Here is a 12,467-nt window from a genome sequence, read left to right as displayed (position 1 = left end):
TAAGTCAATTCTTTTGTTACTTTAATAATTTTATCTCGTAAAATGGGCTGTTGATTTTCTGAACACATTTTCCGATACTATAAGTCTAATTGTAAACCTATAGTTTATCACTTAACGAGTCTGCATACTATGTCAATGATTCACGACAAACTGTCGAAAACTCTGCCACCTTATCAGGAAGCTATTAAGTCACTGGCAAAATCGCACGGCGAAACGGTAATTGATAGCGTTTCAGTCGGAGCGCTGCTCGGCGGCCAACGCGGTATTAAATCACTCTTATGTGATACCTCCGAAGTTCCCGCCGATCATGGATTGATTATTCGTGGGATTCCGATTATGCAGCTTGTGGATAAACTCCCGGAGGAAGTCTTCTGGCTGCTGCTGACCGGAGACCTGCCGAGTGCTGAAGAACTCAGGGATTTCCAGGCCGAACTTGCAAGCCGAAGCGAAGTCCCTGATTATGTGTGGAATGTCCTGAACGCCTTGCCGAAGGACAATCATCCTATGGCGACTTTCAATCTTCTCATACTCGCTCTGGAACGCGAATCGCATTTCAGGAAGCGGTATGATGAGGGAATGGCTAAAGACGAGTACTGGCGTGCGACGCTTGAGGACTCGCTGAATCTTGTCGCCAAACTGCCTGCCATTGCTGCTGGAGTGTATCGTTGGCGGTATAATCTGGGTCCGCGCATTGAGCCGAAAACAGGACTCGACTGGGCAGCGTCCTATGCCTACATGATGGGTGTTGAAGACAAAGACGGCGGTTTTACTCGATTAATGCGGCTCTACATGACGCTGCATACCGACCATGAAAGTGGAAACGTCTCCGCCCATACCGCTCACTGCGTCGGCTCAGCACTGTCCGATCCCTATTACTCGGTTTGCGCCGGTTTGAATGGACTTGCCGGTCCATTGCACGGCCTGGCCAACCAGGAAGTGCTGGAATGGTTGCTTCATGTGCTTGAGAAGTTCGGCGGTGTGCCGACCAATCAACAACTTCATGACTTTGCCCAGGAAACCTTGAACAGCGGCCGGGTGATTCCCGGGTACGGCCACGCTGTCCTTCGGGTTGTTGACCCGCGATTTACGGCGTTCATGGAATTTGGAAAGAAGGAGTGTCCGGACGCACCGGTATTCAAGCTCGCAGAGCAGGTCTTCAATGTGGTTCCCGATATCCTGAAGACCATTCAAAAGATCAAGGACCCATGGCCAAATGTAGACTCCATTTCGGGCAGTTTGCTCCATCACTACGGAGTTACGCAAGCCCGTTATTATACGGTGTTATTTGGAGTTTCGCGCGCAATTGGAATCACTTCGCAGCTCGTGATAAGCCGGGCATGGGGCGAACCTATCCAGCGGCCCAAATCTATTACCTTCGGTGCACTGAAGAAATTGGCCGGCGCATAAAACAAGCTGTCAATTGCTGAACAAGCCCGATCACTTGGTGGTCGGGCTTGTTTGCTCTATGTTAACCATCTAATTCGACGGCTGGGTTCTCAGGAGCTTATACCGCGAGTTCTTGTCGCATTTTGTTACAAGCGAAAGTTCCCAGCTCTGTGAAATGGCGTCACGGTACAATGAAACATCGCACATTCCGCTGCCGGCTTCAATCGGGCACCCCGAAAGATTCAATGCATCCTCGGCAAGGCGTTCCAACAAATCTCTTGCGCGCCGGGCTGTGCGTTGTTCATCATCCGGGTGTAAGACCCAAACATTCAGGTATCCTCGGTCAAGAGTTCCCCATAACGCGACGTCCACGCTCCTGTCCTTGGCAAGCTGTCGCACTCGTTCGTCAAAATCACAAAGCGCTTCCGCGGGCAATCTGTATCGACCAACACTGCGGTGAGGGAATAGTCGGCCTAGGGTTCTTGGCAGTCTGAATAGATTCTGCCATACTTGATTGACTTGAGTAACCCCGTCTACGCGCAAGCTCCGCACATCGCTGTCCACCTCAACTCCTACGCTTCCCTCCCATTCACCAACGATCATTCCAACCGTCGAATTAGAAATGAAGTCATCGTTTCCCTGCCGGACTGCGTTCACCGCAGTTGTCGTCCACACGGGAAGTGCGCTTGGCATCGGCGTACCATATCTCCAGCCGCTGTGTAATTCGCTCACTCGGCCCACGGAATCACACTCGCAAAGTACTAACGTCCGGGTTTCCGGCACCTGCTCCAGCGCAAGCTCAAATCGCGTAATAATTCCATAACGAGCTCCGCTGCCGTACAGCAAAGCTGTTACATCAACACCATCGCCCGGGCAACCTGGACCGGTTGCATAACAGTTTCCTTCATAATCTACCCACTCAACGCGGCGGATGTTGGATAATACGCTGCCGCCGCGATGACAACGTACGCCTTCACATGCACGCGCAAAAAACGTTGCCACTGTTTCACCGGACTCCAGTGGATGCAACGGCAGCCAAACCAGCCCTCGCTGAGCAAGTTCAACTGCTAATGTTTCCAACGGTGTTCCCGACCCAACCCAGATTCCGCTACCATCGGAAGAGAGTTGCGCACTGCCGACAAGTCCATGAGTGAAGATCAACATCGCGCCTTCGAGCTCCTGCACCGATACGGGAGTGTGACCTGACGCCACCGCGACCCGCATGTCCTTTTCCGCTGCAAACCTCAGGATTGTCTGAAGCTCAATTACATTCGTCGGTACGACGATCAGTTCAGGAAGGTCATTCTTTCGGAGTGTTCCGCTCAGCAGTGGCAGCAGTTGTTTCTGGCCCACATGAATTGCCGCCCCGGGCAATTGCTTTCTCAATTTGCTGTAGCGGTCAAACAAGATCATGGTTTGTTGTCCGATTTGGCCGTGCTCGTCTCTCCTGCAGCCGGACTTGACTTGGTCTCCGATACGGTCTCCGACTTGCCAGGACTGCTGTTCTTCTTGACGTAATCCGTAAGATAGAATCCCGATCCCTTGAAGATGAGCCCGGAACCGCCGGAAATCTTACGGTGAGCTGGCGCACCGCAAATCGGGCATACTTCTATCGGAGGAGCAACGATACTCTGAAACTCCTCAAACTCGTGTCCGTTTTGACAGATGTGCTCGTAGGTTGGCATAACCTCAATTCACCAGGTTTATGTGATATCCTTTACCGCAGAGGCAATTCTTGCTACGGCCTCGCGAACGTTTTCATCCGATGTCGCAAACGAAAGTCTAATGCAATCAGGAGCCCGGAACGCTGAGCCCGGAACAACCGCCACATGATACTTGTCCAGCAGATAGTGCGTGAAGCCAGTTGAGTCCTTTAAGGGTTTTCCCTCAACGCTGCCGGTCAACATGGAAGGAATATGCGGGAACGCGTAAAACGCTCCTTCCGGCTGATCCAAATGCACGCCCGGTATGTTCTTCAATCCCTCAAAACAAATATCCCGACGCCGTGTGAAGTCCTTCACCATTTTGTTCGGGTAGTCAAGACCGCCATTCAAACCAGCAAGAGCGGCTCGTTGTGAGACGGAGCATGCTGAGGATGTCATCTGACTCTGAATCTTGAGAATGGCATCCGCGACGTCTGCGGGTGCGGCACAATAACCGATTCTCCAGCCTGTCATAGAGTAGCTCTTCGACACGCCGTTCACCACTATCGTTCTGTCGAACAACCATGGGTACTGCGCCGGACTGACGTGCTCGCGTCCGTCAAAGCGAAGATACTCATAGATCTCGTCGGATATCACGTAAGCACGATGCCGTTTCAAGACGTCAGCAATCGCATCCATTTCTGCTTTCGTCACTACCGCACCTGTCGGATTGCAGGGGCTGTTCAAAAGCACCGCCTTCGTGCGCGGCGACATCAAGCGCTCCAGCACCTCCGCTCGAAGATGGAATCCATCCTCCACGCGCGTCGGCGCAAAGATAACCTCACCACCGGCGAGCCACACAAGTTCCGGATATGAAAGCCAACTCGGCTCAGGAACTATGACCTCGTCGCCCGGTTCAACAAGCGCCAAGAGTGAGCTCGCGAGTATGTGCTTCGCTCCGTTGCCAACTACAATTTGCTTTGCAGGATACTCAAGTCCGTTATCCCGCTTCAGCTTCTCTACAATTGCCTGTCGGAGTTCAATGATCCCCGCAGCGGCCGTGTAACGCGTAAAATCTTCACTAATTGCCTGAATACCGGCCGCCTTCACATCAGGCGGCGATGGATGATCCGGTTCGCCGACCGACAAGTCGTAAATGGTGACGCCCTGCTTCTGCAGTTCGCGGACCTTTTCAACTATGGCCAATGTCTGTGATATCGTCAGGCGCGAAACTCGGGACGAAAGCACGAGTGCCCTTTCTTAATTATTCTTCCTAAAAATCATCCTGCCAAAACAGGATTCGAAATCTATTATTAGTTGGTTTATAAACCGTGAATCTTGCAAGACCCAGAAGTGGAGATAAGTTGTCCAGCACAAGTTGATACTGCGCACGAAACTCGATCAAACTGTCCGGGGTCGATAGCTCCGTAAGCTCACCTGGAATTCCAGCCCATATCAGACTTATTCGGTCATAGGCTCGAAACAGCCGGGCTGTGGCACGCAAATCTGTCTCTCGCAGCCAACCGTCTTGACGCTGCAAATCGAGATCAAAGTAGCTGAATTGAAATGACTCATCGAGCAGTTCCGCGTATCGAAGCGAATCCTTTAACTCATAGGCCGTGACGAAATTCTCCAACAGGCCGCCGACCGTTTGAGCGTCAGACCAAATCGTGCCCGCGTCGCCCCGCAATGTCGGCGCAAACGGGTTCGTACATGAAATCTGCAGTGCAAGCCCGCAGACTAGCGCGATTGAACAAGCGCCTTTAAATCGCTCCACGACGCCGCCTCCTCGGTTCGCTGATCGCTCCATCGGCGGATTTCCCAATAGCCCTGATCTCCAATCTCGAGTGAGAATTGCGCTTCACCAGCCATCCGTCCTGGTGAACCTGCAATCGCAACTTGAGCAGTTAACTCATAGTGAGTTGTTATGTGTGCCGTGTCGCCAAGCAATGTCTGCTCTATTGCGGAAAACACGACAAAAAGTATGCTGTCGCTTGGTAGAACACCCTCGCTGAACAGGCTGTTAATGTGCGATTGCTCATTGGCAGTTTCCCAAACAGACATTGAAGGATGCTGTTGCAGTACAATCGGGTCAGCCATGAAGACAAAACTGTCCGGTGAGAATGAACGCATGTAATTCGACGAATTCCGTTCAAATAAAGAAAGTGAGAGATTCGTCAAGACGTCCTCCGGCGAAATCGGCACTTCCCAGCTGCCCCGCGCTCCAGCCGGAGGCTCCGGTTCGCGAGTCTCAAACAACTCACAGCCTGCCGCAAACAACAGGGGAACGCTGAACGTGACGACTGTTAAATAACGAGAAACCACGTCAGAATCAGCACTGGCAGCAGGAAGGGAATTGCATATCGCCACACATATTCTATGAATGTAGGTGTCGGCAATTTCTCATGCTCGACAATCGCTTTCACCATGAAGTTCGGTCCATTGCCAATGTAGGTCATCGCTCCAAAGAACACCGCCGCAATGGAAATAGTTCGTAATAGATCAGGATGGCTAATTGCAAATTGCAAAACATCCGCTCGAGATCCTACATCCGCACCGTATTGTCCCATCGCCGTTGTCAGGAAATTCAAGTATGTCGGAGCGTTGTCAAGCATCGCCGAAAGTGATCCAGTCAACCAATAGAACTGCGTCGCAGATTGAATACCCAGACTTGACGCATTCGCAGACAGCCAGTCAAGCGCAGGCATCATCGCGGCGAATATTCCGAGAAACAGAACCGCTACTTCCTTGACGGGATGCCAATTGAAATTGTTTCTGCTGTGAATTTCGTTCGGAGTTAGAAAGTAAGATGCGGCCGCGGCACCAATCATTATAAATTCTCGCAGAAACAACGGCTTTTGAACGAACGCGGCGCCTATGATAATGAGCAGAAAAGGAATATTGATTAGACCGCGGACTCGAAAGTGGTCCACTAACATCGCTGCTTCTCGTTCGCGTACGTCATGGGACATGAACTCCCTTCTATCCACCCAATAGAAGAGTCCCAGCAGGACTGATACTCCAAGGAGCCACTTATACCAAAGGACCTCGAATACCCAGAAAAAAGGTACACCTCGAAGATACCCCAAAAACAACGGAGGATCTCCAATTGGGGTCAGCGCGCCTCCGCAGTTGGAAACTATAAAAATGAAAAACGCAATGTGATATTTCTTGAACCGCCACTCATTGCCCCGCATGAACGGTCGTATCAATATCATGGAGGCGCCGGTGGTTCCGATCACATTTGCGAGAACTGCCCCAACTCCAAGTATAAACAAGTTCTGATGAGGGGTCAACCGCCCGGTCATTGCTACGAGCATCCCCCCCGCCACAACGTATAGCGATCCGATCAGCGCAATAAACGAGAAGTACTCGTGACCGACATGGCCAAGTTGAACGGTCGCGCCGCGTCCAAACCAATAGTAGAGCGCAACAACGGCACCAAGGGGCACAACCAGCCACGGATAATACCGCTCCCAGAACTTGTGATTCACGAGCGGCCAGATCGCGATTTGAAGCAGTATCAATGCAAACGGAATTGCCCAATACAGGGAAGGAGGATCAACTGGCAATGCCGCAGCGAGAAGTGTGGATGACGGATTTATCAATTGGAATATGTCGAATGCAAATCAACCGCCAAGCAAGACTCCTATGCAGCGATTGGTCCATTCGCTCAGAACGGGCCTGAAGCGGCTTCTCGCATCTTCATTCTCGCGACAAACTCTCGGAATTTCAACGTGGAGACCATATCTGCACACCTTGGGGGACAAAGAACCTTGCGCCTTCGCCCCTTTGGCGTTGTAATGCAAGGTGTCAAGCGGCTCGATCGCGAGCTTTGGAAGCCTGAGGTCAGTTGAAGCAAGCTGCTCATAAGAGTCTTTGAGAGCCTTTGCTTCTGATTCAGTGATTCCGGACGTGGCAACTTCGAGTGATTCGTGCTTGCGGTGTCCGTGAAGCTCAATGAGAAGCGCAAGCGGCATGATTCGGCCAGCGTCATGCAGCGCAGAACGATATTTGTGAAAAGCGGCAATCGCTCGTGGAGTTTCGCGTTCAGCGCCGCCTTTGCGTTTCGATTCCGTCGGACGGTTAACATGTAAGTGCCTTCCGATGGAAACGGGAATCAATCCACCGTCTTCATCTCTGAAATTCCTGGCCAATACCTGACCGCAATTTAGATCGAAAGCCAGTCGATTGGCGAAATACTCAGTCCAATTATCAAAACTAACGTGAGGCGCCGCTACGACGATACCCTCGCTCTCGCCGCAGACCCGCTTCACCTCCACGGTCGCTGGAATCCACTCCTGAAGCAACTCCTGCATTTCAAGCTTCAAATATGTCCGTCCGTCAGTCGAAGTGAACTCGTGGGCTCCTTCGCCGAGGGCGGCTATCATTTCGCCGATTAACGCTTGCCTGTCTCTTTCCATGCCTTGTACTTCTCAAAGGCCTCAAGAAAACTCTCTTTGCGATATCCGTTTCCATTCTCGTCAACCGTCACAATTCTGCCGGATTCGAGATCGTCCCGCGATACCCAAACGTATTCAGTGTGCTCTCCGCTTAGCTGCGGTTCACCGCGGAAACTCTCTGCGAGGTAATTAATGCATAGTATCGGCGACGTACCGGCAGTATAGACTCCAAACCATGTTTGTGCCACGCCAAAAATCTCAACATCCACGCCGCATTCTTCTTTCGCCTCACGCAGCGCACCCGATACAGGATCTTCATTGATATTCAATCTCCCGCCCGGCGGGGCAAAAGTCTGGGGAGGCGCAACCCGTTTCAGCAGTAGTAGTCGGTCATCTCGAAAGACATACACCGCCGCCGCAACACGATGCGTCAATTCTGTCATACGACGGAGTCCCAAATGCTCACGGTTGTATCACCGAAAACACGCGACTTGCGCAACTTCAATCCTATGACATCCGGAGGAGCCTGACGCTTTGAATGCTCGAACACGATGATGCCGTTGGGTGCAAGAAGTTTTGAGTCAAGAATATTCTCCAGCAATTCCGCAGGTACGACCTTTTCATAAGGCGGATCGGCGAAAATAATATTGAAAGGCTCAGTGAATCTCGATGCATTGTGCAAGAAGTGATTCACATCCTCACAGTGTACCACGGAACGGTCTTCAAGATGAAACTGCGCCAGCGCGCGCTTCATTCGCTTTTCTGATTCGCGCGACTTGTCCACAAATACTGCGACATCGGCTCCGCGGCGCAGCGCCAATACTCCATATGAACCTATTCCGGCATAAAGATCAAGCACTCGCGTTTCCGCAATCTCGGCGTGCAGCATGTCAAAGACGGATTCAAGAGTGCGTGCTGATGTGGGACGCATTTCTACTTGCGTTTTCCCCCGCCGCAAGCCCGACGACATTCGAACCGGCATGGTTCGCTCCTTTATCTCTAAGCCGCAGTGCGGCAGGACTATTCGCTTGTTATGACGCGATCTCTCATCGCAGCAATTTTCTTCTCGCCGATTCCGGGTACTCGCTCAAGATCATCCGCGGAAATGAAAGGCCCACCGGTCTCACGTTCTTCGATTATTCGCGCAGCCAGCACAGGTCCGATCCCAGGCAGTCTTTCCAATTCGATTTCATTTGCAGTGTTGATGTTGATCGGGCGGTTGAGCAGCGCAACACGCGCTGCATGAATTGAATCCGCCGCTCTTAAAACTTCATGGTTCTTCCCCATGTACACGATTCGTGTATTGGAAGCGGCAGAGCGGCTGTACCATTGTTCACGAAGCTCAAGAACAGTCCCGAGCACAAAGCTCAGTCCAAGAAGCCACGCCAGCGCGCGGCGGCTGTAATCAAACCGCCATATCACGATCCAAGCGCTTCCTTCACACGCGCGAAGAAGCCTTTCTCGTTTGTCTGTACTTTGAAATTCTCGCTGTTCCCAAGTCGCTCAACCATTTCCCGCTCGCTCGTACTAAGCTTCTTAGGAACATGAAGCTCAATTTCCACAAGCTGGTCGCCCCGCCCGTAACCATTCAATGACGGAAGACCTTTTCCGCGCATGCGTAGCAACTTACCCGGTGTCATCCCCGGCTCAATCTTTAGCTGCGCCCGGCCGCCGAGCGTTGGGACTTCCACGGTCGCGCCGAGCAAGAGCTGAGGAATCGAAACACTTAACCTGTAAATGATGTTGTCCCCGTCTCGCTCGAAATACTCATGCTCCTTCTCGTCTATCAAGACAATCAAATCCCCCGCGGGACCGTTTCGAGGACCGCTATGCCCTTCTCCTCGAAGTGTCAGGTATTGACCGCTGGCCACTCCCGCCGGTACGTCAACATGTATCGTGTCTTCTGTGCGTACACGTCCGTCGCCATTGCAGGTCTTGCACGGGTTCGCCACAATTCGGCCTTCGCCGTGGCACTGCGGACAAGTCTGAATATTGACAAATTGTCCGAGAATCGTCCGTGACACTTGCCGGACTTGTCCCTGACCCCGGCATGTCGGGCATTCCTGAGGCGCACTGCCTGCCGCTGCACCGCTCCCGCCGCAGGTCGTACACGGACGGAATCTCTTCACCTTGATGGTCTTGCGAACCCCCTCCGAAATCTCTTCAAGCGTGAGTGAGAGTTTCAATTGCAAATCGTTGCCGCGCACTCGTGCTGAACCGCTGCGTCCACCACGCTGCTGGCCAAAGAAGTCCCCGAACATCCCGCCTTCCATGAACTGCCGTAACGCATCCGAAAGGTCAAACTCGAAACTCCCCCCTTGTCCGGGACGAGGTCCCGCGCCGCCCTGCATGTGACCAAAACGATCATACTGCGCGCGCTTTTGAGCGTCGGAAAGCACCGCGTACGCCTCTCCGACTTCCTTGAATTTCTCCTCTGCAGTCGCATCTCCCTTATTGCGGTCAGGATGATACTGCATCGCAAGCTTTCGGTAAGCCTTCTTGATCTCCTCCTGAGTGGCTCCGCGATCCACCCCCAGAATCTCATAATAGTCACGCTTCGCCATTTATCCCTCTGTCACCTCACCCTGCGAACCGGGCTCCTCGGCCTCGATCGATACGATTACCTGCGCATGGCGGATCACACGCTCTCCAAGCTTGTAGCCTGGCGAGACCTCTTCAAGCACGACTCCCGCAGGAAAGCCTTCTCGCGGTTGTGTGAGAATCGCGTCATGCTCATTCGGATTGAATTCCTTGCCGCGGCACTCAAGCCTGGTAATCCCCTTGGATTCCAAAAAACTTTTGAACTTCTGCTGTATCAGTTCCATACCTCGACGAGAACCGTTTTCCTCCGCGGCTGTGGTTTCCAGCATTCTGTTCATGTCGTCATACACTGTCAACAAACCTGACAGAACGTTCTCAACCACGTTCTCTCGAATATTCTCAATCTCCGCTCTGGTACGCTTCCGGAAATTGTCAAACTCGGCCAACTGACGGACATATTTGTCCCTCCACTCGGCCGCTTCTGCACGTGCCTGTGTCAACTCGTCCTGCGCTTCCGGAGTCGTACTCCCCGATGGCTCCTGGTCCAGCACTTCGTTGTTCTCTCTATCCAGTTGATTCATATTTCTCTAATTCAGATTATGAAAGCCGTTTACTGACTACTCTCGCGGTGTATTCAAGCAGAGTCGTCAGGCGCGAATAGTCCATCCGTGTCGGTCCAATCACGCCAAGCTTGCCCGCGCTGGAGTTTGTCTTGTAATCCGCGGAAATCACCGATAGATCCTTGGCGCGGCTGTCCTGATTCTCGCGGCCGATCTTTATGGTAATCTGTCCCCGCGCCTCGCTGCTTTGCAGCAAGTGTATGATGATATCTTTGTCTTCAACTAACTCAATGATGCCACGCATTGAACCAGGCGTGGAAAACTCCGGTTGAGTGATAACCTGGGCACGCCCCCCGATCTTGACATGTTCACTCCGCGACGCAAAATTGAACAACTCATCCGTCGATTCCACAAACAGGCGAATCAGGCTCTGAGGTGTCTCGGCAATATTCTGAATTCTCGTCGCAATCTGCTCTCGAATTTGGCCGACGGTCAAACCTGCCAGCCGCTGATTCAATGCGCTCGTCACTTTTCTGACCGAGTCTTCAGACATTTCCTGCTCAATCTCAAGCATGATCGACTTCATCGGACCTGCTTCCAAACTGATAACCACCAGCAGCCGGCGCTCAGCCAGCCGGGCAAGTTCAATCCGGCTCAGTACAGCGTTCTGCAGCTCGGGAATCACCACAATCCCCAACAGCTGCGAGGCCGAGGCTAAAACCCGCGTGGTTGCGTCAAGAACTGACTCCAGCTCCGCAGGGACCGACTCAATTTCACGGTCTATCGCTTCCCTCTCTTGACTGGTCAATTCACCAAGGTCCATCAAGTCATCCACGTAAAACCTGTACCCCAGGTCCGAAGGCATTCTCCCCGCTGAAGTGTGTGGATGACTAAGCAGCCCCATCTCCTCCAAATCAGACATAACATTCCGAATAGTCGCCGGAGAAAGATCGATCCCGAACTTCCGGGCAATGTGCCTCGAACCGACCGGATTTGCCGTCAGAATGAAGTGTTGCACAACCGCCCGAAGAATCAACTTCTCTCGTTCGGTAAGTTTCGGTATTGGCTGGGGCGAAGTCATTCGTGGTGATAGTGCTTAAACAGATAAGATAACGAGATATGGCTCGATTGTCAAGCCGATTTGAATCAAGCAACTATATTAAAATCCAATAACTTAACACGTTTCACCCGCCTCTGCCCCCTTTCCGGTCGACCAAATGTCCACTATCCTCTTAGAAACAATAGTTTACTTTCTCGGGAACTATAAACCTCGGATTCACCGACAGTGTTCCCGATAATGAAAACGCCCGGCAGTTTCCTGCCGGGCGTGGGTAAAAACTAATTTTCGGCTTAAATGCTGCCGGTAATGTGGAATCCGAATACGATCCCAGTCAATGTGAAGCAGTAAACATCCTCGTTGCCCAAACCGAAGGCTTGAAAGCGACCCTCACGCACTGCATCCACCAACCGATCTGTGTTTTGCAGCAGAGCTATGGTCTCGAAACAGGTGAATTGTTTGATTTCATTCGGCGCCAAGGCCATGCCTTCAAAAACCTTGAACGCGCCGGAATGATTGCGAACCGCATCGGGATCGCCGGCCGGGTCAAACTCCGTATCCATCACAATCCAAATCTCTCCCGAGACGGGCGTATTCAGGTGATTCTCAGCATGCACACTTATACAGCCGTCCTCGACCCCTTCAATCGTGAAATCCGACCAATCACTGTTGTCCGTCAGATCTACGACCACACCTTCCATTTGAGTATCGAGAGCGCCTTCGCCGCGCAATCCGCCCGGACGAGTGTCCGTGGTAATCACTCCGTCCACTTCCTGCGAAACAAAGGCCGTTCCCGAGGTCAAGCCGCATCCGCTCAATGCAAAGACCAGCGAAGCGGCAAGAATACAAAGTATCGTCTTCATGTGTTTCTCCTTCT

The 12,467-nt window shown here is 52.2% G+C and carries 15 protein-coding genes; 1 reads left to right on the top strand and 14 read right to left on the bottom strand.

Annotated elements, in window-relative coordinates:
• Positions 1-129: 129 nt before the first annotated feature.
• Positions 130-1,407, top strand: a complete 1,278-nt coding sequence (locus tag HUU59_03775; GenBank protein ID NUO18546.1) for a citrate (Si)-synthase — start codon at positions 130-132, stop codon at positions 1,405-1,407.
• Between the two features lie 69 nt (positions 1,408-1,476).
• Here HUU59_03775 and HUU59_03770 read toward each other — a convergent pair whose 3' ends face one another.
• From HUU59_03770 to HUU59_03705, 14 genes are all read right to left on the bottom strand, one after another.
• Positions 1,477-2,799, bottom strand: coding sequence for an FAD-binding oxidoreductase (locus HUU59_03770; protein NUO18545.1), 1,323 nt, complete (start codon positions 2,797-2,799; stop codon positions 1,477-1,479).
• Positions 2,796-3,071 carry a zinc ribbon domain-containing protein gene (locus tag HUU59_03765; protein NUO18544.1) on the bottom strand — a complete coding sequence of 92 codons (276 nt, stop codon included), beginning with the start codon at positions 3,069-3,071 and terminating at the stop codon, positions 2,796-2,798. Before HUU59_03765 ends, HUU59_03770 begins: the two co-directional genes overlap by 4 nt.
• Before the next feature lie 18 nt (positions 3,072-3,089).
• Positions 3,090-4,235, bottom strand: coding sequence for a pyridoxal phosphate-dependent aminotransferase (locus tag HUU59_03760; GenBank protein ID NUO18543.1), 1,146 nt, complete (start codon positions 4,233-4,235; stop codon positions 3,090-3,092).
• A gap of 67 nt (positions 4,236-4,302) precedes the next feature.
• A complete protein-coding gene (locus HUU59_03755; GenBank protein ID NUO18542.1) occupies positions 4,303-4,806 on the bottom strand; it encodes a hypothetical protein in 504 nt (167 codons plus the stop codon).
• Positions 4,770-5,354 carry a hypothetical protein gene (locus HUU59_03750; GenBank protein ID NUO18541.1) on the bottom strand — a complete coding sequence of 195 codons (585 nt, stop codon included), beginning with the start codon at positions 5,352-5,354 and terminating at the stop codon, positions 4,770-4,772. Before HUU59_03750 ends, HUU59_03755 begins: the two co-directional genes overlap by 37 nt.
• A complete protein-coding gene (locus HUU59_03745; GenBank protein NUO18540.1) occupies positions 5,336-6,637 on the bottom strand; it encodes a sodium:proton antiporter in 1,302 nt (433 codons plus the stop codon). The genes HUU59_03750 and HUU59_03745 overlap by 19 nt, the downstream gene beginning before the upstream one ends.
• A gap of 21 nt (positions 6,638-6,658) precedes the next feature.
• Positions 6,659-7,453: a hypothetical protein gene (locus tag HUU59_03740; protein ID NUO18539.1), complete on the bottom strand. Its 795-nt coding sequence runs from the start codon at positions 7,451-7,453 to the stop codon at positions 6,659-6,661.
• The gene (locus tag HUU59_03735) at positions 7,429-7,875 is read right to left on the bottom strand and encodes an NUDIX hydrolase (protein NUO18538.1); all 447 of its coding nucleotides are present in this window, start codon (positions 7,873-7,875) and stop codon (positions 7,429-7,431) included. The genes HUU59_03740 and HUU59_03735 overlap by 25 nt, the downstream gene beginning before the upstream one ends.
• Positions 7,872-8,414, bottom strand: a complete 543-nt coding sequence (locus HUU59_03730) for an RsmD family RNA methyltransferase (GenBank protein NUO18537.1) — start codon at positions 8,412-8,414, stop codon at positions 7,872-7,874. Before HUU59_03730 ends, HUU59_03735 begins: the two co-directional genes overlap by 4 nt.
• Positions 8,415-8,452: 38 nt before the next feature.
• Positions 8,453-8,719: a ComEA family DNA-binding protein gene (locus HUU59_03725; GenBank protein NUO18536.1), complete on the bottom strand. Its 267-nt coding sequence runs from the start codon at positions 8,717-8,719 to the stop codon at positions 8,453-8,455.
• A gap of 131 nt (positions 8,720-8,850) precedes the next feature.
• Positions 8,851-9,996, bottom strand: coding sequence for a molecular chaperone DnaJ (dnaJ, locus tag HUU59_03720; GenBank protein ID NUO18535.1), 1,146 nt, complete (start codon positions 9,994-9,996; stop codon positions 8,851-8,853).
• A complete protein-coding gene (locus tag HUU59_03715) occupies positions 9,997-10,554 on the bottom strand; it encodes a nucleotide exchange factor GrpE (protein NUO18534.1) in 558 nt (185 codons plus the stop codon).
• 16 nt (positions 10,555-10,570) lie between these two features.
• A complete protein-coding gene (hrcA, locus tag HUU59_03710; protein ID NUO18533.1) occupies positions 10,571-11,614 on the bottom strand; it encodes a heat-inducible transcription repressor HrcA in 1,044 nt (347 codons plus the stop codon).
• A gap of 269 nt (positions 11,615-11,883) precedes the next feature.
• Positions 11,884-12,453 carry a hypothetical protein gene (locus tag HUU59_03705; protein ID NUO18532.1) on the bottom strand — a complete coding sequence of 190 codons (570 nt, stop codon included), beginning with the start codon at positions 12,451-12,453 and terminating at the stop codon, positions 11,884-11,886.
• Between the last annotated feature and the right edge of the window lie 14 nt (positions 12,454-12,467).

Source organism: bacterium (genome assembly GCA_013360195.1).
Lineage (GTDB): Bacteria > Electryoneota > RPQS01 > RPQS01 > RPQS01 > JABWCQ01.
This window is presented reverse-complemented; position numbering and strand designations above follow the sequence as displayed.

Bases quoted from the DNA above. Each gene is read 5' to 3' on its own strand.
- HUU59_03775 (NUO18546.1), top strand. From the start codon at position 130: ATGTCAATGATTCACGACAAACTGTCGAAAACTCTGCCACCTTATCAG.
- HUU59_03770 (NUO18545.1), bottom strand. From the start codon at position 2,799: ATGATCTTGTTTGACCGCTACAGCAAATTGAGAAAGCAATTGCCCGGG.
- HUU59_03765 (NUO18544.1), bottom strand. From the start codon at position 3,071: ATGCCAACCTACGAGCACATCTGTCAAAACGGACACGAGTTTGAGGAG.
- HUU59_03740 (NUO18539.1), bottom strand. From the start codon at position 7,453: ATGGAAAGAGACAGGCAAGCGTTAATCGGCGAAATGATAGCCGCCCTC.
- HUU59_03735 (NUO18538.1), bottom strand. From the start codon at position 7,875: ATGACAGAATTGACGCATCGTGTTGCGGCGGCGGTGTATGTCTTTCGA.
- HUU59_03730 (NUO18537.1), bottom strand. From the start codon at position 8,414: ATGCCGGTTCGAATGTCGTCGGGCTTGCGGCGGGGGAAAACGCAAGTA.
- HUU59_03725 (NUO18536.1), bottom strand. From the start codon at position 8,719: ATGGGGAAGAACCATGAAGTTTTAAGAGCGGCGGATTCAATTCATGCA.
- dnaJ (NUO18535.1), bottom strand. From the start codon at position 9,996: ATGGCGAAGCGTGACTATTATGAGATTCTGGGGGTGGATCGCGGAGCC.
- HUU59_03715 (NUO18534.1), bottom strand. From the start codon at position 10,554: ATGAATCAACTGGATAGAGAGAACAACGAAGTGCTGGACCAGGAGCCA.
- hrcA (NUO18533.1), bottom strand. From the start codon at position 11,614: ATGACTTCGCCCCAGCCAATACCGAAACTTACCGAACGAGAGAAGTTG.
- HUU59_03705 (NUO18532.1), bottom strand. From the start codon at position 12,453: ATGAAGACGATACTTTGTATTCTTGCCGCTTCGCTGGTCTTTGCATTG.